Source organism: Streptomyces sp. NPDC053079 (assembly GCF_044546695.1).
Classification (GTDB): domain Bacteria; phylum Actinomycetota; class Actinomycetes; order Streptomycetales; family Streptomycetaceae; genus Streptomyces.
Window position 1 is genome coordinate 373,699 of record NZ_JBITZJ010000009.1, and the last position, 19,422, is coordinate 393,120.

The following is a 19,422-nucleotide window of genomic DNA, read 5'->3' on the forward strand; positions in this document are numbered from 1 at the left end:
CCTCATCATGAGATCGGTGGAACCCGGCGGTCCGGCGAGCCGGTGCACGACACGGGCACGGGTCGTTCGAGGGTCACAGGGCCTCCAAAGCGTCGCGGATCCGGTAGAGCAGGGAGATCTCCGGAGCGGCGGTGGCGGAGCGCAGCGGCGCACGGGCCGGCGCCGCGCCCGCCTGCGGGGTACGGACCAGCCCCGCGGCCGCCAGCCGCCGGACGTCGAGGAGGGTGGCGAAGGCCGAACGCCCCAGCGCCCGGGCGATCTGCAGCGGCGTCCGCACCCCGTCGGCGGCCTCCAGGACGGCCCGCCGTCCGCACGTCGGCCCGGGCCCCCGCGCGTGGGGACCGGGGCCGGCTACGGGCACCACCGGGGCCGCGTCCACCTCCGGCCACGGCCAGGCCCGCTCCAGCAGGCTCCGCCGGCGCCGCATCTCCCGCTGGAGGAGGGGGACGGGAACCGGACGGACGGGACCGAACCAGTGCCGGGCCTGACTGAGGAACCGCTCCGGCGCCCGCTGGGTGGCGTCCAGCGGGGACAGGACGAAGTAGGCGGCGTCGAACAGGGCGCTCAGATGGCACAGTTCCAGCTCGCCCCTGCTCAACCGGCCGTGCTCGACGAGGAAGGTGCCCGCCCGGTAGTCGGGACCGCCCTCCTCCACCGCCTCGTCCCAGCACTCGGGCGAGAGCCGGCCCCCGGCCGTGAGCCGCCACCCCACGTCGGGCACGGCGGGACTCTCGGCGTGCACGATCGCGCCGTCGGCGAGATAGAGCGCGCCGACGCGGCCGTGCAGGGCGCCCGTGGCGCGCTCGGCGGCGAGCCGGGCCAGCGTGCCGTCGCCCGTGGCCGCCCGTATGCCCTCCGGGCCGTTCGCCTCCGCGCTCATGCCACGACCAGCCTGGCGGTCAGGTCCTTGAGCCGGAACAGGGCCACCGCGAGATTGGCCTCGGCCCGGTCCAGCCACACGTAGAGGAAGACGCTGCTGTCGAAGGCGGTCTGCACGAAGCGGATCAGGTGGTAGCTCCCGCGCGCCGTGACGATCAGGTCCTCCACCGGTCCCGCGTCGGGGGCGGAGCGGGTGAACGCGCTGTTCTCGAAGGCCAGCCGGGCCAGCTCGGCGGCGTCCGCCGCGGCGGCCTCGTGGTCGCCTTCCGGTCCCTCGCCGGCCGCCCCCAGGGCGAGCCCGCTGGTCCAGTCCACCAGGCTCGCGCCCCGCGCCCCGGGGATGGTCATGGCCTCGGCCAAGCACCCGTCGATACCGGTCACACGATCCTCTCCAGCGGCGCGGCGGCCAGCTGCGCGCCGCGACTACGTACGGGTGGCGATCACCAGTGGCATGCCCTGTGCGACGGAAGGTAATCGATAACAGTGGTGTGAGGTGAGGGTTTTGGCATTTCCCATCGGCACATGTACCGACGTGCTAATGGCCGGATCCGGCGGTTTACGGCGGCCGAAGACACCCACCGCCACGATGACACGAGCCACCGAAGATCTCCCCCTACATCGAAAGATGTAGCGCGGTTTCATCACCGCCTACGAAGCCCCTCGCGCGACGCACGGTGACGATGAAGACAACGACGAATCCAGGAGATCGCGATGTCGGACACCGCACGGCCAGCAGCCCCTTCACCGAGAACCCCGCCGACGCCCGCGCACCGCCCGGCGTCCGGGCAGGTCACCGGCGCGGCCGGGCCCGGCGGACGGCTCGCGCTCCTGGACGTACTGCGGGGCACGGCGATCCTCGGCACGCTGATGACCAACGTATGGATCTTCACCGGCCCCGGCGCGGAATGGGGCATCCTCTCCGGCACCGGAGGCTCCTCCCTGCACCACGTGGTATCCGACCCGTCCCTCCCGGCGGCGGCCGAATGCCTCTTCCGGCTCCTCGCCGACGGCAAGTTCCTGGCCATGCTGACCGTCCTGTTCGGCGTCGGACTGGCCATCCAGTTCGGCTCCGCAGCCAAGCGCGGACAGCCATGGCCGGGCCGGTACCGGTGGCGGGCCCTGTTCCTGTTCGGCGAAGGAACGCTGCACTTCGTCCTCGTCTTCGCCTGGGACGTCCTCATGGGCTACGCGGTCACCGCACTGCTCGTGGCCTGGCTGCTCACCCGCTCCGACCGGTTCCGCCACAGGGCGATGTGGTGCGCGGCGGCCCTGCACCTGGCCCTCATGTCGCTGCTCACCCTGGGATCGCTCGCCTCGCAGTCCGACGACACCGACGGGCCGAGCCGCCGCGTCGTCGACCTCTACGCCCACGGCGGCTACCTCGACCAGATCGCCTTCCGCCTCCACAACGCCGTCGTGCTGCGCATGGAACCGGTCCTCTCCTTCGCGCTGTTGGTCTTCCTCTTCCTCCTCGGCGTACGGCTCTACCGCGCGGGTGCCTTCGCCCCGGACGCCGACGGCCGCCGCATCCGCGCCCGGCTGCTCCAGTGGGGACTCGGCATCGGCGTGCCGCTGAACGTGGCGACAGCCCTGGGCGGCGCCGACTTCTACCTGCTCGGCCGCTACGTGGCCGCCCCGGTCGTGGCGCTCGGCTACATCGGCCTGATCGGCGCGCTCACCGACCGGATCCGCGGCGGCGGCCTGCTGACCTCCGGCCTGACCTCGGTGGGCCGCACCGCGCTGTCCTGCTACGTCGCCCAGAACGTGCTGTGCATGCTGGCCTCCTACGGCATCGGCCTGGGACTGGCCGCCCGCTTCGGCGACTTCGCCCCGTGGTGGGTGATGGGACTGTGGGCCGTGGTGTGCGCCGTCCTCATGGCCGCCTCCGCCCTGTGGCTGCGACGGTTCTCCCACGGACCGCTGGAGGCGGTGCAGAGGTGGGCCCTGCGGCGCTGAGTCGGGCCGTGCCGCCCCGGCTGTGGGGCGTGCTCCGCTCACCCGCAGACTTCCGGCCCGGTGGCCTTGAACCATAGTCACGCCGCCGTAGACCTTCGGCGCCTCCGGCGGCCGGGGCGCCGGGGCCGTGGGCGGTCGGCCTCGCGGTGTTGACGGCGGGCAGCCTGTTCCTGGCGACCGGGCACGTACCCGGATGGGGGAGCGCCCTGGCGGCCGCCGCACTGCCGGCCGTCGCGGTGAGGGCCGGCGCGCGGTGCTGACCGCGGGAGCCGTGCTGCTGCTGATACGCGCGGCCCGGGCCGTCCGCCGCGAGCGACCCGGGCCTTCGGGGCCGCCTTGAGGTGGAGGCCGGTGCGGCCCCTGTCAGGGCAGGAGGCGCTGTTCCTTGGCCACGGCCACCGCGCCCGCACGGGTGTCGACGCCGAGCTTGGCGTAGATGCGGCCCAGGTGGGTCTTGACCGTGGCCTCGCTGATGAACAGCGCACGGGCGATCTCACGGTTGCCCAGGCCGCGCGCCAGCTGCCCCAGGATGTCGCGCTCGCGCTCCGTGAGCGTGCCCGTCGCCGGCCGGGCGCCGCGCAGGTGGGCCATCACCCGGCCGGCGACCGGTGCCGAGAGGGCGGTGCGCCCCTGGGCCGCGGCGTGGACGGCGGAGAACAGCTCCTCGGGGCGCTCGGCCTTCAGCAGATAGCCCGTGGCCCCGGCCTCGATCGCGCGCGTGACGTCCGCGTCCGTGTCGTACGTGGTCAGGACCAGCACATGCGTCGTCCCGCCGGCCGCCGCGGTGATGCGGCGGGTGGCCTCCACGCCGCCGATGCCCGGGCCGAGCTGAAGGTCCATCAGGACCACGTCGGGCTGGAGCTTGGCGGCCAGTGCGACGGCCGCCTCGCCGGTGCCGGCCTCTCCGACGACCTCGATGCCGGGTTCGCTCGCGAGCAGGGCCAGCAGCCCGGCCCGTACGACGGCGTGGTCGTCGCACAGCAGCAGACGCACAGGGGAGGTGTTCACGGAAGCTCCGAGGAGGGGGAGGTAGGAGAGGAGGGGGAGGGGCGCGAGGGGACGGACGCGGAGACGACGGTGCCCTCGCCGGGCGCCGACTCCACGCTCAGCCGGCCGCCGACCGCCAGGACGCGGGCGCGCATGGCGGGCAGACCGTGCCCGCGGCCGCCCTCGCCCGGGTGGGTGGCGCCGAGGTCGAAGCCCCGCCCGTCGTCGGCGATGTCCAGCACGACCTGGTCGTCGAGGCAGGTGAGGGTGAGGGCGGCGGTGGTCGCCCCGGAGTGCTCGCGCACATTGGCGAGCGCCCCCTGGGCGATGCGCAGCAGCGCCGACTCGACCCGGCCCGGCAGTGGTGTGGGTACCCCTTCCAGGTGGAAGCGCACGGTGAGCCCGCCCGTCGACTCCCGCCCGGCCAGGGCGCGCAGGGCCTCGCCGAGCGATACGCCCCGGTCCAGGTCGGGCGGTGCCAGGTCGTGGACGAAGCGCCGGGCCTCCGCCAGGCCGCGGGCGGCGACGCCCACGGCGGTGCGCACATGCGCGCGGGCTGTGAGCGGGTCCGCGTCCCAGACGCGGTCCGCGGCCTGCAGCAGCATCTGCTGGCTGGACAGCCCCTGGGCCAGGGTGTCGTGGATCTCCATCGACAGCCGCTGCCGCTCGGCGAGCGTGCCCTCGCGCCGCTCGGTCGCGGCCAGTTCGCGCCGGGTGCGCAGCAGGTCGTCGATCAGCGCGCGCTGCCGGGACGCCTGCCGCTGCATGTGCACGAAGACGGCGGTCGCCATCGCGGCGACGGTCGGCGGGGCGACGACGAGGTTCGGGTCGAACCCGAAGAGGCTGATCTGCGCGGCCACGACGAACACGGTCAGCACGCCGATCAGGGCGAGCGCGGCCCGCACCGGCAGCGTGTGCAGGCTGGTGTAGACGAGGGGGATCGCGCACCACGCGAAGCTCGGCGCGAGCACGACGAGGACGACCCAGACCGCGACGACCGCGCCGAGCCACAGCCGGCGGCGGGCGACCGCGGCGTCACCGAGCGCCGAACCGAGCACGTACAGCCCGGCCAGCACGGCGCTCAGGGCGGCCACCCACGGAATGCGGGGCTCGCCGGGGTGGCGGAGCAGGAAGCGGACGAGGGACGCGCCGAGGAGCAGGAAGAACGCGGCGTGCCGGATCGCGGTGAACCACAAGGCGTCGGGGTCGCCGCCGCGGTCGCGGGACCGGGCCGGGTCCTTAGCCTGCGGTGGGGGGCTGTGCACGGGCGGCCTCTCTTGCCGAATCCTGCCGGAACGCTCACCGAAACGGTGCTGCCCTCCCGTCCTAACCCCTCCCGGCCCCCTCCGCATCATCCGATCGGTTGACCCGGGGGTCGGCCGTCCTGTCCGCCCGGAGCAGCCGGAACGACGACGGGCGCGGGGCGCGGGCGCTCCGAGGATGGAGGCACGGCGCACGGCCGGCGGCTCCCCGCCGCCGTCCGGGCGTCGCCGTCCCCGTACGCCCACTGGCCAAGGAGCCCTCATGAAGAGCCTGCAGAAGTTCCCCGTCCGCGCCCGGGTGCTGACCGTCGCCGCGGTCGTCGCCGTCGGTGCCGGCACCTTCGGCGCCGTCTCCGCGACGGCCGCGTCCCCCGCGCCCAAGGGCTTCACCCAGAGCACCCACCTGACGGTGGAGTCGGCGGCCGAGGCCGCGAAGGCGGCGCTCGCCGCCGCCAAGAAGGACGGCCAGAAGGTGTCCGTCGCGGTCGTCGACCGCAACGGCAACACCCTGGTCACCCTGCGCGGCGACGGCGCGGGCCCGCAGTCCTACGAGTCCGCCCAGCGCAAGGCCTACACGGCGGTCTCCTGGAACGCCCCCACCTCCGAGCTGGTCAAGCGCCTGCAGCAGGCGCCGAACCTGAAGGACATTCCCGGCACCCTCTTCCTGCCCGGCGGCGCCCCGGTCCAGGCCCAGGGCGCCCCGGTCGCCGGCATCGGCGTGGCGGGCGCGCCGAGCGGGGACCTCGACGAGAAGTACGCGCGGGCGGGCGTGGCCGAGATCGGCAAGTAACGCCCGGCGCCGCACGCACCGGTGCCCGGCGGCTTCGACAGCCGCCGGGCACCGGGGTGAGGCAAGCGGACGGCTACGCCGCGCCGAGCGCGTCGCGGACCTCGCGGAACGCCGCGACCGTGCGCAGGACGTCCTCGCGCGAGTGCGCGGCGGACAGCTGGACGCGGATGCGCGCCTTCCCCTTGGGCACGACGGGGTAGGAGAAGGCGATCACGTAGATGCCCTTCTCCAGCAGCGCCGCCGCCATCCGGGCGGCCAGCGCGGCGTCGCCGACCATCACCGGGGCGATCGCGTGCTCGCCCGGCAGGATGTCGAAGCCCGCGGCGGTCATCTCCGCGCGGAAGAGCTTGGTGTTCTCCCGCAGCCGCGCCCGGCGGTCGCCGGACTCGGTCAGCAGCTCGAGCACCCGCAGCGAGGCGCCGACGATGGACGGCGCGAGGGAGTTCGAGAAGAGGTACGGGCGCGAGCGCTGGCGCAGCAGCTCGACGATCTCGGCGCGGGCCGCGACGTAGCCGCCGCTGGCGCCGCCGAGCGCCTTGCCCAGGGTGCCGGTGATGATGTCGACCCGCTCGGTCACACCGAAGAGCTCGGGGGTGCCCCGGCCCTCCTCGCCGACGAAGCCGACGGCGTGCGAGTCGTCGACCATCACCATTGCGCCGTAGCGATCGGCCAGGTCGCAGATCTCGTCCAGGGGGGCGATGTAGCCGTCCATGGAGAACACGCCGTCGGTGACGATCAGCTTGTGGCGCGCGCCGGAGGCCTCCTGCAGGCAGCGCTCCAGGTCGGCCATGTCGCGGTTGCGGTAGCGGAAGCGGGCCGCCTTCGACAGGCGGATGCCGTCGATGATGCTCGCGTGGTTGAGCTCGTCGGAGATCACCGCGTCCTCGGCGCTCAGCAGCGTCTCGAAGACACCGCCGTTCGCGTCGAAGCAGGAGCTGTAGAGGATCGTGTCCTCCATGCCGAGGAACCGGGAGATCTTCTCCTCCAGCTCCTTGTGCGGCGCCTGGGTGCCGCAGATGAACCGGACGGAGGCCATGCCGAAGCCCCAGTCGTCCAGGGCCTTCTTGGCGGCGGCGATGACCTCGGGGTGGTCGGCGAGGTCGAGGTAGTTGTTGGCGCAGAAGTTCAGCACCTTGCCCTCGCCCACGCTGATCGCGGCGGACTGCGGGCTGGTGATCACACGCTCGGACTTATACAGGCCGGCGTCGCGGATGTCCTGCAGCTCGGTGCGCAGGTGCTCGCGCATGCTGTCGAACACGGGGTGACTCCTCGTCGTGGGGGCTGCGTCAGGGGGCGGTCGGCCGGGTCCAGTCGATGACGACCTTCCCGCACTGGCCGGAACGGGCGGTGGCGAACGCCTCGGCGTGCTGCTCGAACCCGAACCGGTGCGTTATCACCGGGGAGATGTCCAGACCGCTGCGCAGCAGCACGGACATCGCGTACCAGGTCTCGTACATCTCACGGCCGTAGATGCCGCGCAGGGTCAGCATGCGGGTCACGACGGTGGCCATGTCGATGCTCACGTCGCCGGTGGGCAGGCCGAGGGCGGCGATGCGGCCGCCCGGCGACATGGTGGCGATCATGTCCTGGAGGGCGTCGGCGCGGCCGGACATCTCCATGCCGATGTCGAAGCCCTCGGTCATGCCGAGCTCCGGCATGACGTCGGCGATGCGCCGGCTGCTGACGTCGAGGGCGACGGTGGCGCCCATCTTCTGCGCCAGGGCGAGCCGGTACGGGCTGACGTCGGTGATGACGGTGGAGCGCGCCCCGGCGTGCTCGGCGACGGCCGCGGCCATCATGCCGATGGGACCGGCGCCGGTGATCAGCACGTCCTCGTTGAGGACGGGGAAGGCGAGGGCCGTGTGCACGGCGTTGCCGAACGGGTCGAATATGGCGGCGACGTCGATGTCGATCTCGTGCCGGTGCACCCAGACGTTCGACTCGGGCAGGACCACGTACTCGGCGAAGGCGCCGTCGGTGTGGACGCCGAGGCCGACCGTGCGGATGCACAGGTGGCGGCGGCCGGCCATGCAGTTGCGGCAGGTGCCGCAGACGAGGTGGCCCTCGCCGCTGACGGTGTCGCCGACCTTCACGCCGGTGACGCCCGGGCCCGTCGCCACGACCTCGCCGGCGAACTCGTGGCCCAGCACGAGGGGGGCGCGGACCACGCGGGCCGCCCAGTCGTCCCAGCTGTCGATGTGCAGATCGGTCCCGCAGATGCCCGTGCGCAGCACCTTGATCAGGACCTGTCCGGCGCCGGCCTCGGGGGTCGGCACCTCGGTCAGCTCGAGACCGGGTCCAGCGGTGGTCTTTACCAATGCCCTCATGAGGGATCACTGTGCAACCTGACCGCTGTGAAGTCCATCAACATTTTTCGAGATCGGCTGTGAAGCCAGGCTTAACGATCTGCGATAGTGGACCGGTGATCGATCCACGCCGCCTGCGCGTGCTGCGCGCCCTCGCCGACCACGGCACCGTCACCGCGGCCGCCGGCGCTCTCTACCTCTCGCCCTCGGCGGTCTCCCAGCAGCTGGCCGCCCTGGAGGCGGAGACCGGGCACGCCCTGCTGGAGCGCCGCGGCCGCACCGTGCGGCTGACCGCCGCCGGCACCGTCCTCGCCCGGCACGCCACCGAGATATCCGCACAGCTGGAGCGGGCCGAGGCCGATCTGGCCGCCTGCTCGACGGGCCTGGTGGGCGAGGTGGCCGTGGCGGCGTTCGCCACCTCCATCACCGAGGTCGTCGCCCCGGCCGTCGCCGCCCTGCGGCAGCGGGCGCCCCAGGTCCGCGTGCGGGTCAAGGACGCCGAGGGGCACGCCAGCGCGCGCCTGCTCATCGACGGCGAGGTCGACATCGCCGTCGCCGTCGAGCACCGCGACTCCCTCGCCCCCGGCGACGGACAGCTGCTGTACGCCCCGCTCTACGCGGAGCCCTTCGACGCGGTCCTGCCCCCCGGCCACCGGCTGGCCGACGCGCCGGAAGTGGATCTGGCCGACCTGCGCGACGACCTCTGGATCACCCCCTGGCCCGGCAACCCCGTGCACGAGGCCGTGCTGCGCGCCTGCGAGGAGGCCCGCTTCCAGCCCCGTGTGGAGTGCCTGTCCGACGACTTCTCCGCAGTCTGCGCCCTGGTCGCCGTGGGCGCGGGCGTCGCCCTCGTGCCGCGCTCGGCACTGCACGGCATCCGCCCGGCCCTCACCCCCGCCGTCCGGCCGGTGCGCGGGCCGGGCCCCACCCGGCGGGTCTTCACGGCCGTGCGCCGCGGCAGCGAGGGGCACCCCCTGCTGCGGCTCGCCCTCGCCGAGCTGCGCGAGCGAGCCGCAGCGCTCAGCGCCTGACGCGCTCACCGCCTGGGCGGCACGGTTTTCCGGCAGGGCCGGAATCGGCGACCGGTTCGCTCGCGGGGCCGCGCCGCCCGGGGCACGATGGTCCCGTCCCGGGCGCGGCCGGCTCGGCACCGAGCCCCGGCCGCGCCCGGGGCCACGGACCCGATCTCCCTGGAGCATCCATGATCTTCATCGTCGTCAAGTTCACCGTCCGCCCCGAGCGGAGCGAGGAGTGGCTCGACCTCGTCCAGGACTTCACGCAGGCCACCCGCGACGAGCCGGGCAACGTCTTCTACGAGTGGTCCCGCAGCGTGGACAACCCCCACCAGTTCGTCCTGGTGGAGGCCTTCGAGTCCGCCGAGGCGGGCGAGGTGCACGTGAACTCCGAGCACTTCAAGACCGCCATGGCCTGGATGCCCGACGTGATCGCCGAGACGCCGCAGATCATCAACGTCGAGGTGCCGGGCACCGGTTGGTCGGCGATGGCGGAGCTTTCCCCGCGCGGCTAGGGCCACGCTCCTCCGCCGTCGTCAGTCGACCCGGACTTCCTCCACGCCCAGGTACATCACCTTCGGCCGGGCGGGGTTGAAGGCGATGGCGGAGATGCCGTCGTAGGCGTTGTGCGTCTTGCCGATCTTGCCCGTGGCCGTGTCGAGGCGGAACAGGTCGGTGCCGTAGTCCTGGTAGTAGGTGCCGTACGCGAAGTAGAGCACGTTCGCGTCGGTGGGGCTCGGTGCCAGCAGGGTGCCGTTGGTGAGCTTGGTCTCCGCGGAGTCGTCGACGGTCTTGACGAAGGTGCGGCCGCCGTCGGCCGAGCGGTAGAGGTGGCGGCCCTCGGAGCCCGAGCCCGGCGCGGCCTCCACCAGGTCGATGCCCAGGGCGTGGACGACCGAGGGGTTCGCGGGCGAGACGACCGCGTGGAAGAGGTTCGCCGCGCCGCCCGCAGTTGCCGACAGTCCGGTGGACGACGTCCATGTGGCCCCGCCGTCGGTGGTCACCGCCCCGCCGCGCGCCATGCCGCCCGCGACGGCGTGGTCCGGGTCGGCCGGGTCGAAGGCCACCGAGTACACGGTCGTCCCGCCGCCGAAGGCCCGGCTGCCCACCGCCTTCCAGCTCGCGCCACCGTCCGTCGAGTCGAACAGCCGGCCGTCGCCGCCGGCGAGGCGCACATGGCCCGGCCGGGCCCGGTCGGTGCCCACGCCCACGATGTTCGCCGTGGGGGCGGTCAGCGGGGTGACGGTCCTGCCGTCCACCCGGGCGAGGTAGGCGCCGCTCATCTCCCAGGCGAAGGCGCGGCCGCCGGGGGCCGCGGTCAGCCGCGTGGAGCCGCTGCCCAGCGTCGCGACGCGGGTCCAGGTGCAGCCCGCGTCCGTCGAGCGCTGCAGTTCGCTGTTGCGGGTGGCGAGCAGCGTGTTGGGGGTGTCCAGGGCGACCAGCCCATGGGTGTAGCTGACCGGCTTCAGGGTTCCGGTCGTCGGGGCCAGGCTCGCACCGTCGTCGGTGGTGTAGGTGACGGCGCCGTCGCCGGTGACGCGGGCGCAGGACGGGACGGTCCAGGCCGGGGCGTCCGCCGCGACGGCGGAGGGCGACTGGGCCAGGACGAAGGCAGCGGCTGCCGCGGTGACGGCCGAACCGGTCCGCTTCATGATCTCTCCCTTGTGGGGCACTGACACGAGGTCATCAACGATCATGTTCTACGCGGTCGGACGTCCGGTGCGGAACGCGATCCAACGCCAATCCTGTCGTCTGGAAACGATCTTGACGCAAGAAGTGAAGCGAGATCGCTCCTTCGTCGAATATTCGACGGGAAGGCAGGAAGGCAGGAAGGCAGGAAAAGGCGAAGGCCCCCACCTCCCGGTGGGGGCCTTCGTGGAATCGCTCGCGGGTTCAGTGGATGCGGAACGAGGTGCCCGTCACGAGGGTGCCGCCGAAGTCCGCCCGGGTGTTGGGCGGCAGGGCGCGCTGGGCGCAGGCCTGTACCCAGCAGGCGGAAGCGGTGTATCTGCCCGTGTTGTAGCCGCTGCGGTAGGGCCAGTTCCCGCGGGAGGTGCCCGCGGAACCGTAGAAGCCCTGGTGGGCGTAGGGCACGCGACCGCTGAGGAAACAGCCGTCGCCGGAGTTGCAGTAGTTGTGGTGGCCGATCCCCTGCTCCGGGGTCCCGGGAAGGGCGCGGACGGAGAGGATCGCGCCGGTGGCGGGGTCCAGTTGGACGGCCTTGGGTGCGTCGGAACCCAGCAGCGCCTTCTCCGTGCCGCTCAGGGCGGGTATGGGGGAGGGGCTCGCCTGGGCGGGCGCGGCCCCGAAGAGTCCGAAGGCGGCCGCCGCGGCGGCGAGCGTCGCGGCGGAACGCCAGGTGCGGGGCAGGACAGTGCGCATGAATGTCCCTCACTGTTCGGATGGTGACGGTCCATCACCGATTCCGTACAGGCTAAGCGCTCACTGCGGCGCGGGCGAAGGCTTGTGCGAAATCGTCGCCCCGGCCGCGCAGTTGCCTCAGACGTGCAGTTCGGGCGGGAAGCCCGTCCAGCGGAGCTCTTCCGGCAGGTGCCGCATGTCGTTGAAGAAGAGCACGGACGACGGCCGTCCCGGTGCGTACCGGATGACGGTCAGGGCGGCGTTGGCCTGGTTGAGACCGATCCAGCGCCACTTCGGGGCGTCCTGCGCCGCCCGTACGAGCCAGCCGATGAGGAAGTTATGGGTGACGACCAGCTCGTGGCGCGGCTCGTCGCCCGGCACCGGCCCCGTGAAGGACTCCACGGCCTCACGGGCCAGCGCCGCCCCGAGCTCGGGATCCTCCTCCGGGAACCGGGCCAGGAAGGCGAGGAGGAAGTCCGCCGACTCCGGCGGCAGCTCCTGCGCCGTCGGTACGTACGGGAGGTAGTCCCCGGCGGCCCGGGCCGGCCGCAGAGGGACCCCGTCCAGCTGCTCGCCGATCAACTGGGCGGTCTGCACCGCCCGGGCCAGCGGGCTGTGGTGGACCGCAGAGAACGGCACGCCGCGCAGCCGCTCGCCCAGCAGCACGGCCTGCCGCCGGCCGGCGTCCGTCAGTCCGCTCTGGTCCGCCAAGGCCTCGCCGTGCCGGACCAGATACAGATAGCGAGCGGCTGTTCCCGTCATGTGCGAAGCACTCCCCTGGATATCGGCGATCTTGTCGGTCCTCCCGGGGGACGCCCCCGCGCGCGCTGCGGTTCCGCGCCGGGCGGTGCGCAGGCCGTCACGACGTGCGCAGCAGCGTGGCGAGCCGGGTGCCCGAGGTGCCGAGCCCGGTGGGGGCGCCCACCGGCGCCGCCTGCGGCCGGACCACGGACGGGGCGGCGTGGCGCAGCAGGTCGGCCTCCGCGTAGCGGCGGCAGTCCCGGTGCCAGGTGAGGATGGCCGACATCCAGTTCTCCAGCTCCCTGACATAGCCGTCCAGGGCGGCGCGGCCCTCGGCGTCCAGGCCGAACTCCTCGCAGAGCACGGGCAGCTGCACGGCGGCGACGTGCTGGAACTCCCGCATCCGCGACTGCATCAGATCGCTCACGATGCCCAGCGCCTCGGTGCGCCCGCAGTTGAAGAAGTTCTGCACGACCAGGACGGCGTTGTGGACCTCGCCCTCGAACTGGATCTCCTTCTGGTAGGAGAAGACGTCGTTCATGAGGGTGGAGTAGTCCGCGGCCGCGTTCTCCAGCGCCTGCACGGGGCGGGAGCGGTAGACCTCCGGGGGCAGGACCTTCCCCTGGCGGAGCCGGGACAGGAACATGGTCAGGTTGGAACCGAACGTCAGCCGCCGCATCTCGACGTAGTCGACCGGCTCGGGGATCCGGTTCTGCTGCTGGTTCGCCAGCTCCCACAGCCAGCTCTCCAGCATCACCTCGACGGCGTCCCGGAACTCCTTGCGCGTCTGCGGGTCCATCGGGGCCACCGTGCGCACCCAGATGTCGGACAGACTGCGCTCCAGGCAGTTCACCGGGGGTGTCGGGGCCTCACCGTCCAACGGCATGAACAGCAGGAGCCGTTCGTGGCACGCCTTCGCCGCGGCCAGGTCGCCGGTGCGCCCGAAGCACACCGGGTAGATGTCGTCGCCGTACGTCCCCCAGGTGAGCCAGGCGGTGCCCAGGTCGAGCTCCTCGGCGGTCGCCCCCGGGTGGATCCCGGCGGCGCACAGGGCCAGGTCGAAGTCCCTCAGCTTCTCCTCGTCCCAGTGCCCGGCGAGGGGATCGGCGGCGGACGGCTCGAGGATGCCCATCCGGCTGGTCCACTCGACGTTGTTCCGGCGGGCACCGTCCAGGTGTGGGCTGAGCCGGGTCTCGAACGGCATCCGGAAGTCGGGGAGCGGCAGATGACCCACCTGCTCGAACGGCACGTGCGTATGGCTGCGCAGCCGCCTGGGCAGCGCGGCCAGGATCGACGGCACCAGGCGCGCGGCCGAGGTGCCGAGACCGAGGGGGCCGCCCAGCAGCGCCTCCGCCTCGGGGGAGGCGCCGCCGGAAGCGCCGTTCATGTAACGGCTGGAGCGCATGTGCCACTCGTGGCCGCCGGACTGCCAGTCCTGGAGGCCCTTGACGTAGGCGAAGACGTCGGCGGCCGCCCGGCTGTCGAGGCCGTGGTCCGCCAGCAGGGGAGCGACCTCGGTGACGGCGGTGTGCTCGAACTGCTGGAGCCGGGAGGTGAGCAGGTCGTTCACGGCGTCCGCGGCCTGCTGGGTGTCACAGCCCAGGAAGTGCTCGAAGACCAGCACCGCGTTGGCCAGTTCGCCCTCCTGCTCGGTCTCGCGCTGGTACGAGAAGAGGTCGTTTCGCAGGTGCACCCCGTCGGAGAAGGTGTCCTTCAGCACCCGCATCGGCCGGCTCACCGCGATGTCGTCGGGGACCTCGGCGCCCACCGCGTGCTCGACCAGGTTGGCGGACCAGGGGGCACCGCCGACCTTGCGCCGCATCTCGATGTACTCGACGGGGTTGGCGACCCGGCCCTCGTTGATGTTGGACAGCTCCCACATCGACTCCTCGAGCAGATGCCAGGTGCTCTCCCGGAAGCGCCGCCGCCAGCCGTCCGACATGGCCGGCACCGTACGGGCCCACAGGTCGGCCAGGCCCGCCTCGACCTGATTGGCGGGCTCCGCGGCGGGCGTGGCCGTATCCAGCGGCATGAACGCGGCCAGCCGGTCGAGATACTCCCGCGCGCCGCGGGTGTCCCCGGTGCGCTTGAACTTGGCCAGGAAGTCGTCGTCGAAGAAGAACACCCACACGTACCAGTCGGTGACCAGGTCGAGTTCGGGGCCCGAGGCGTCGGGGTGGGTGTAGGAGCACAGCAGCGCGTAGTCGTGGGAGTCGAAGTCCGACTCGTCCCAGATACCGGAGCCTTCGATCATCTCCATCCGCCTGGCCCACGCCTTGGAGTGTTCCCGGGTGCTTTCCAGATGAGGATTCAGACGTGCCGGATACGGCGTGTAGAAGCGGGGAAGCTCGAAGGGGTTCGGCATCGCGTGCGCGGCCTTTCGCGTCGGGCCGGGGGCGGACGGACGATCACTCGCAGGCTAGGCGGTGGACGGCTGGAAACGCCCAAGAAAGTGGGCTTATCCCTCAATGTGGTGAATGCCGGGAGCGGCTCGGTTAAGGATCTTGCAGCTGGGGGGAGTTGGGTCGTCCGGATCCCCCTGAAGAGATCCACTTGAAGAGATCCACCTGAAAAGGGGGCGTTCTCGCGCTTTTCGTGTCGGGTGTTTCCGGCAGTCGTTGAGCAGGTCATGAAAAATCGCATCATGCATCGCGTCGCGGCGGGATCGGTCCTCCTCGCGGCCTGCGGCCTGGCTTCCACCGCCGGCAGCGCCGAGGCGGCGGAGAACGGCGGCCAGGGTTCCGCCCGCCAGCCCCTGACCAGCCGGGTCACCCGCCTGGCCGACGTCGACACCGCGCCGGTCGACCGGGCCGCCGCCCTCGTCAAGAACGAGCTGCCGCAGGAGGCGGCCGGTCAGATCTACCTCCGCTCGCCCCTGGCCGAGGGCTGAGTCGCCCCACCAGGCTCCCGTGGCCGGCGCCGACGGCGTGCCGGCCATGGGGCGCGGGTTTGCCACATGGCCGGATTTCGCCCTAGGGTCCCTCCGATTTGTTACTGATCTTGGGGGATTCATGTCCGCACCATCGCCCGCGCCCTCTTCCCGGCGCACGAAGACGACCACCGTGCTGAGCTGGGTCGTCTCGATCGTCTGCAATGTCGTGTTGCCGATCGTGACCTACAACCAGCTGACCGACGCGGGCTGGAGCGACTTCTCCGCCCTGGCGCTGTCGAGCGTCTGGCCGCTGGTGGACACGGTGGTGTACCTGGTGTGGCACCGACGGATCGACGAATTCGCGGTCATCACCTTCATCTTCATGCTGCTGACCCTGGCCGTCACCGCCGTCGGCCCCCACTCGACCCGGCTGCTGCTGGTCAAGGACTCCGCCGTCACCGGCCTGTTCGGACTGGTCTGCCTGGCGACGCTGGCTGCCCCGCGCCCGCTGATGTTCTACTTCGGCCGCAAGTTCGGCACCGACGGCACCAAGGAGGGCCTGGCCCGCTGGAACGCCCTGTGGGAGCAGCAGCCCGGCTTCCGCCGTGTGATGCGCACGATCACCCTGGTGTGGGGCGTGGGGTACGCGGTCGAGGCGCTGGTGCGCATCGGGCTCTCCTACGCCCTGCCGACGGACACCATGGTCGCCGTGAACTCGGTGCTGTCCTACGGCGTCCCGGCCCTGCTGGTCGCCTGGACCGTGACCTACTCCAAGCGTGCCCGCGCCAGGGGCCAGGCCGCCGCGGCCGCCGCCTCAGCCGCCGAGCCGGCCGCCGCTGCCGGGTAGCGCCCCCTTCGCCGGCCCGCCGGCCTGCTCCACCCCCGGGGTGGCGTAGGAGTGCCGGCCGGCGACGCGCCACCACAGGCCGGCCAGCCCCAGCACGGCCAGCAGCGCCACCGGGGCGTAGTTGAAGGTGTCGACGGAGACCAGGCCGTGGGCGGGCCGGGACTGCGGCAGGCAGAACAGAACGGTCACCGCGCCGACCCACACCACCGCGGCCCAGCCGACCGGCCCGCTCCATCGGCCCAGGTGCCAGGGGCCGCGGTGGAAGCGGTCCCGGTGGCGCAGCCGCAGATAGACCGGAATGGCGTAGGCCGGGGTGATCCCGATGACGTTGACGGCCGTGACCGCGCCGTACGCGGTGGTGCTGTAGAGCGACGGCAGGGCGAGCACGCCCGCCGCCGCGACGGCCAGCCACACCGCCGGTACGGGCGTCCCGGTCCGGGCACTGACGCGTCGCCACCACCGGGAGCCCGGCAGCGCGCCGTCCCGGGAGAAGGCGAAGACCATCCGGGAGCAGGCGGCGACCTCGGCGTTGCCGCAGAACAACTGGGCGACGATCACGACGAGCAGCAGGGCCTTGGCCCCGGACGCCCCCAGGGCGTCGAGGAAGATCTGCGCGGGCGGCACCCCGGTCGGGCTGTCCCGGGTGCCGGCGTAGTCCTGTATCGCGAACGTCAGCCCCGCCAGCAGCACGAACCCCGCCGCCCAGGACCAGGCCACGGCCCGGACGATCCCGCGCGGGGCGTTGGTCTGCGCCCCGGTGGTCTCCTCCGACAGATGGGCGCTCGCGTCGTAACCGCTGAAGGTGTACTGGGCCACCAGCAGCCCCACCGCGGCGACGTACAGGGGGCTGGACCATCCGGTTCCGTTGGCGAACTCCCCGAAGACGAAGGAGGGCGAGCGGTGGTGGGACGGTACGAACGCCAGGGCGCCGACGATGACCGCGACCCCCGCCAGGTGCCACCAGACGCTGACCGAGTTCAGCAGGCTCACCAGACGGACGCCGAAGAGGTTCAGCAGCGCGTGCAGCAGCAGGATGCACCCGTAGACGGCCATCGTCGTGCCCGGCGTCGCCTCGAAGCCCCACTGCAGATCGGCGAAGGCGCCCACGAACAGCGCGGCGCCGTAGTCGATGCCCGCGATGGCCCCGAGCAGCCCCAGTAGATTGAGCCAGCCGGTGTACCAGCCCCAGCGGGGCCCGCCGAGCCGGTCCGCCATGTAGTACAGGGCCCCGCTGGTGGGGTAGGCGCTGGTCACCTCGGCGAGGGAGGCGGCCACGCACAGCACCATCGCCCCGACCAGGAGCCAGCCCCACATCATCACCGCCGGGCCGCCGGTCCGCAGCCCGAAGCCGTAGAGCGTCATGCACCCGGACAGCACGGAGATCACGGAGAAGGAGATGGCGAAGTTCCCCATCGCCCCCATGCGCCGGACCAGTTGGGGCCGGTAGCCGAGCCCGCGCAGTAAGTCGGCGTCCGGGTCGCGGCCGGCCGGCGGCTCGGGCGGGGCAGCGGTGCGGGACCGTCTCGGGTGCGGCACGGAAGACCTCCGGGATGCGTGCGGGTGTTCGGCCGGGCTCACCGCGTGAGCCTGCCCCGGCTCCGGGCCGTGGATGCGGGCCGGTCCGCGGTCCGCGGGCGCCGGCGCGGTCGAGCACCGGGGCGGATGGCCGCGCAAGAGCGCCTAATGGGACGAGATCCCTCCGGATCTGGTCAGGTCCCGAGTGTTTCCGTCAAGGATTTGCATCGTTCACCCAGTACGGTGACTGCGTTCATCAAGAGTTTCCTCAGCGCCCCGGGACGGTCCGGGCGCACCGAGGGAGGAAGCGATGGAATCCGTGCGACATCTTGCCGCCCACCTGGGACTCGACCTCGTCGCCGTGTGCCTGCTGACCTTTGCCGTCTACTATCCGCGGCACCGGCGCCGCGACCTGGTCCCCGCCTACCTCGCCCTCAACGTCGGCCTGTTCACCGTCGTGGCGGCACTCGCGGAGACCAGTGGCAACGGCGGCGCGGCACTGGGCTTCGGCCTCTTCGGCGTGCTGTCGATCATCCGGCTCCGCTCGGACGCGGTCCAGCACGAAGAGGTCGCCTACTACTTCACCATCCTGGTCCTCGGTCTGGTCTGCGGCCTGCCCCACCTCGCCCTCGGTCTGGCGGCCGCGCTCAGCGGAATTCTGCTGCTGGTGGTTTACGGGGCCGATCACCCCAGACTGTTCGCGCGCTCGCGCCGGACGATGGTCACCCTCGACGCGGTGCACGCCGACCCGGCCGCCCTGCGCGCGGACCTCGCCCGACGGCTGGGGGAACCCCTGAACTGGACGGTCATGGAGGTCGACTACGTACGCGACCTGACGGTCGTCGACGTGCGCTACCGCGAGCCGCTGCCGGGACCCGCGGAGGTGCCGGCACAGGACGGCCGGCTCGAACGCGCCTCCCAGGGCAAGCCCGCCTGGGAGACCGTATGAGCGCCCCGGCCCAGCACCCGGCGTCCCTGCCCGAGCTGTCTCCCCGGACGCCGACCGGGCCGGGGGAGCGGCCCCCGTCCGCCCAGGGGCCGTCCGCCCAGGTCCTCTCCGCCCAGCCCTCGTCCGTACGGGCCATCGCGCAGGCCGCCCGCGCCGCCGAGCCGGTCGGCCTCGCCGAGGTGAACGAGCGCGCGGAACTGCTCGTCCGCTTCGACCGCAGCTACCTGGTCCCCGTCGAAGCGTTCGCCGACGTGGCCGCGCTGCTGACGGACCCTCGCCGCCCGCACGCCCCCTTCCGGATCCTGACCATCGACGGCCGGAACACCTTCCGCTACCACTCCGTCTACTACGACACCCCCGAGCTCCGTTCCTTCCACGACCACCGCCAGGGCCGCCGGCTGCGCTTCAAGATCCGCGAACGCGTCTACCAGGACAGCGGCGAGCGCCAGTTCGAGATCAAGCTCAAGGGGCGGCGCGGCGACACCGTCAAACACCGCCGCCCCCTGACCGGCGACGGCACCCCGCTGGACGCGCCCTCCCGCTCGTTCCTCGCCGCCACCCTGCGCCAGTCGTACGGCATCGACGCGCCCCGGGCCCTGCACCCGTCGCTGAGCACCGACTACCTCCGGGCCACGCTGGTGGCCGACGGCGAGCGCATCACCTGCGACGCGGGCCTGGTCTGCACCGACGTGCGCACCGGCCGGACCGTCCACGGTCACGAGGGCCTGGTCCTGGTGGAGACCAAGAGCACCGGCCGCCTGACCGAGGCGGACCGCCTCCTCCACGCCCACGGCCTGAGACCCGCCGACTTCACCAAGTACTGCGGCGCCCTGGCCGCCCTGCACCCCACCCTCCCGGCCAACCGCTGGCGGCGTGCCGCCCACCACGCCTTCACCGGCGCGGTCCGCAGGCCGCCGCCGGTCCGGGCGCGGTAGAGGCGGGCT

General features: G+C 72.5%; 19 protein-coding genes. 8 read left to right on the forward strand and 11 right to left on the reverse strand.

What is annotated here, in order from left to right:
* Positions 1 to 73 precede the first annotated feature (73 nt).
* Together ACIGXW_RS31575 and ACIGXW_RS31580 are read right to left on the reverse strand one after the other, a co-directional pair.
* Complete coding sequence (locus tag ACIGXW_RS31575; protein ID WP_399576363.1) at positions 74 to 880, reverse strand: transcriptional regulator; 807 nt, start codon at positions 878 to 880, stop codon at positions 74 to 76.
* The gene (locus ACIGXW_RS31580; protein ID WP_071963128.1) at positions 877 to 1,260 is read right to left on the reverse strand and encodes a hypothetical protein; all 384 of its coding nucleotides are present in this window, start codon (positions 1,258 to 1,260) and stop codon (positions 877 to 879) included. Before ACIGXW_RS31580 ends, ACIGXW_RS31575 begins: the two co-directional genes overlap by 4 nt.
* Before the next feature lie 330 nt (positions 1,261 to 1,590).
* On the opposite strand from ACIGXW_RS31580, the gene ACIGXW_RS31585 reads away from it, so the two are divergent.
* Positions 1,591 to 2,835, forward strand: a complete 1,245-nt coding sequence (locus tag ACIGXW_RS31585; RefSeq protein ID WP_399576365.1) for a DUF418 domain-containing protein — start codon at positions 1,591 to 1,593, stop codon at positions 2,833 to 2,835.
* Between the two features lie 363 nt (positions 2,836 to 3,198).
* Here ACIGXW_RS31585 and ACIGXW_RS31590 read toward each other — a convergent pair whose 3' ends face one another.
* Positions 3,199 to 3,843 (reverse strand): response regulator transcription factor, encoded by a 645-nt coding sequence (locus ACIGXW_RS31590; RefSeq protein WP_071963126.1) that lies wholly within the window; start codon positions 3,841 to 3,843, stop codon positions 3,199 to 3,201.
* Positions 3,840 to 5,087, reverse strand: coding sequence for a sensor histidine kinase (locus ACIGXW_RS31595; protein WP_399576367.1), 1,248 nt, complete (start codon positions 5,085 to 5,087; stop codon positions 3,840 to 3,842). Before ACIGXW_RS31595 ends, ACIGXW_RS31590 begins: the two co-directional genes overlap by 4 nt.
* A gap of 268 nt (positions 5,088 to 5,355) precedes the next feature.
* On the opposite strand from ACIGXW_RS31595, the gene ACIGXW_RS31600 reads away from it, so the two are divergent.
* The gene (locus ACIGXW_RS31600) at positions 5,356 to 5,874 is read left to right on the forward strand and encodes a heme-binding protein (protein ID WP_071963174.1); all 519 of its coding nucleotides are present in this window, start codon (positions 5,356 to 5,358) and stop codon (positions 5,872 to 5,874) included.
* A gap of 73 nt (positions 5,875 to 5,947) precedes the next feature.
* On the opposite strand, the gene ACIGXW_RS31605 is transcribed toward ACIGXW_RS31600, so the two are convergent.
* Together ACIGXW_RS31605 and tdh are read right to left on the reverse strand one after the other, a co-directional pair.
* Positions 5,948 to 7,132 (reverse strand): glycine C-acetyltransferase, encoded by a 1,185-nt coding sequence (locus ACIGXW_RS31605; protein ID WP_399576369.1) that lies wholly within the window; start codon positions 7,130 to 7,132, stop codon positions 5,948 to 5,950.
* A 28-nt stretch (positions 7,133 to 7,160) separates the two neighbouring features.
* Complete coding sequence (tdh, locus tag ACIGXW_RS31610; protein WP_071963124.1) at positions 7,161 to 8,201, reverse strand: L-threonine 3-dehydrogenase; 1,041 nt, start codon at positions 8,199 to 8,201, stop codon at positions 7,161 to 7,163.
* 95 nt (positions 8,202 to 8,296) lie between these two features.
* On the opposite strand from tdh, the gene ACIGXW_RS31615 reads away from it, so the two are divergent.
* Entirely contained in the window at positions 8,297 to 9,211 is a 915-nt protein-coding gene (locus ACIGXW_RS31615) for a LysR family transcriptional regulator (RefSeq protein WP_071963123.1), read from the forward strand.
* Positions 9,212 to 9,381: 170 nt separating this feature from the next.
* On the forward strand, positions 9,382 to 9,708 hold the full coding sequence (locus tag ACIGXW_RS31620; RefSeq protein ID WP_071963122.1) for a putative quinol monooxygenase: 327 nt from the start codon (positions 9,382 to 9,384) through the stop codon (positions 9,706 to 9,708).
* A 21-nt stretch (positions 9,709 to 9,729) separates the two neighbouring features.
* Here ACIGXW_RS31620 and ACIGXW_RS31625 read toward each other — a convergent pair whose 3' ends face one another.
* From ACIGXW_RS31625 to ACIGXW_RS31640, 4 genes are all read right to left on the reverse strand, one after another.
* Positions 9,730 to 10,845 carry a WD40/YVTN/BNR-like repeat-containing protein gene (locus tag ACIGXW_RS31625; protein ID WP_399576371.1) on the reverse strand — a complete coding sequence of 372 codons (1,116 nt, stop codon included), beginning with the start codon at positions 10,843 to 10,845 and terminating at the stop codon, positions 9,730 to 9,732.
* Between the two features lie 241 nt (positions 10,846 to 11,086).
* A complete protein-coding gene (locus ACIGXW_RS31630) occupies positions 11,087 to 11,575 on the reverse strand; it encodes a hypothetical protein (protein WP_399576372.1) in 489 nt (162 codons plus the stop codon).
* Positions 11,576 to 11,692: 117 nt separating this feature from the next.
* Positions 11,693 to 12,316: a histidine phosphatase family protein gene (locus ACIGXW_RS31635; protein WP_071963120.1), complete on the reverse strand. Its 624-nt coding sequence runs from the start codon at positions 12,314 to 12,316 to the stop codon at positions 11,693 to 11,695.
* 97 nt (positions 12,317 to 12,413) lie between these two features.
* Positions 12,414 to 14,660: a germacradienol/geosmin synthase gene (locus tag ACIGXW_RS31640; protein WP_399576374.1), complete on the reverse strand. Its 2,247-nt coding sequence runs from the start codon at positions 14,658 to 14,660 to the stop codon at positions 12,414 to 12,416.
* A gap of 279 nt (positions 14,661 to 14,939) precedes the next feature.
* On the opposite strand from ACIGXW_RS31640, the gene ACIGXW_RS31645 reads away from it, so the two are divergent.
* Together ACIGXW_RS31645 and ACIGXW_RS31650 are read left to right on the forward strand one after the other, a co-directional pair.
* On the forward strand, positions 14,940 to 15,185 hold the full coding sequence (locus tag ACIGXW_RS31645; RefSeq protein WP_071963118.1) for a hypothetical protein: 246 nt from the start codon (positions 14,940 to 14,942) through the stop codon (positions 15,183 to 15,185).
* 121 nt (positions 15,186 to 15,306) lie between these two features.
* Entirely contained in the window at positions 15,307 to 16,014 is a 708-nt protein-coding gene (locus ACIGXW_RS31650; RefSeq protein WP_399576376.1) for a VC0807 family protein, read from the forward strand.
* Here ACIGXW_RS31650 and ACIGXW_RS31655 read toward each other — a convergent pair.
* Entirely contained in the window at positions 15,982 to 17,475 is a 1,494-nt protein-coding gene (locus ACIGXW_RS31655; RefSeq protein ID WP_399576414.1) for an amino acid permease, read from the reverse strand. The genes ACIGXW_RS31650 and ACIGXW_RS31655 overlap by 33 nt on opposite strands.
* A 364-nt stretch (positions 17,476 to 17,839) precedes the next feature.
* On the opposite strand from ACIGXW_RS31655, the gene ACIGXW_RS31660 reads away from it, so the two are divergent.
* Entirely contained in the window at positions 17,840 to 18,478 is a 639-nt protein-coding gene (locus tag ACIGXW_RS31660) for a DUF4956 domain-containing protein (protein ID WP_399576378.1), read from the forward strand.
* Complete coding sequence (locus tag ACIGXW_RS31665; RefSeq protein WP_399576380.1) at positions 18,475 to 19,413, forward strand: polyphosphate polymerase domain-containing protein; 939 nt, start codon at positions 18,475 to 18,477, stop codon at positions 19,411 to 19,413. The genes ACIGXW_RS31660 and ACIGXW_RS31665 overlap by 4 nt, the downstream gene beginning before the upstream one ends.
* Positions 19,414 to 19,422 lie beyond the last annotated feature (9 nt).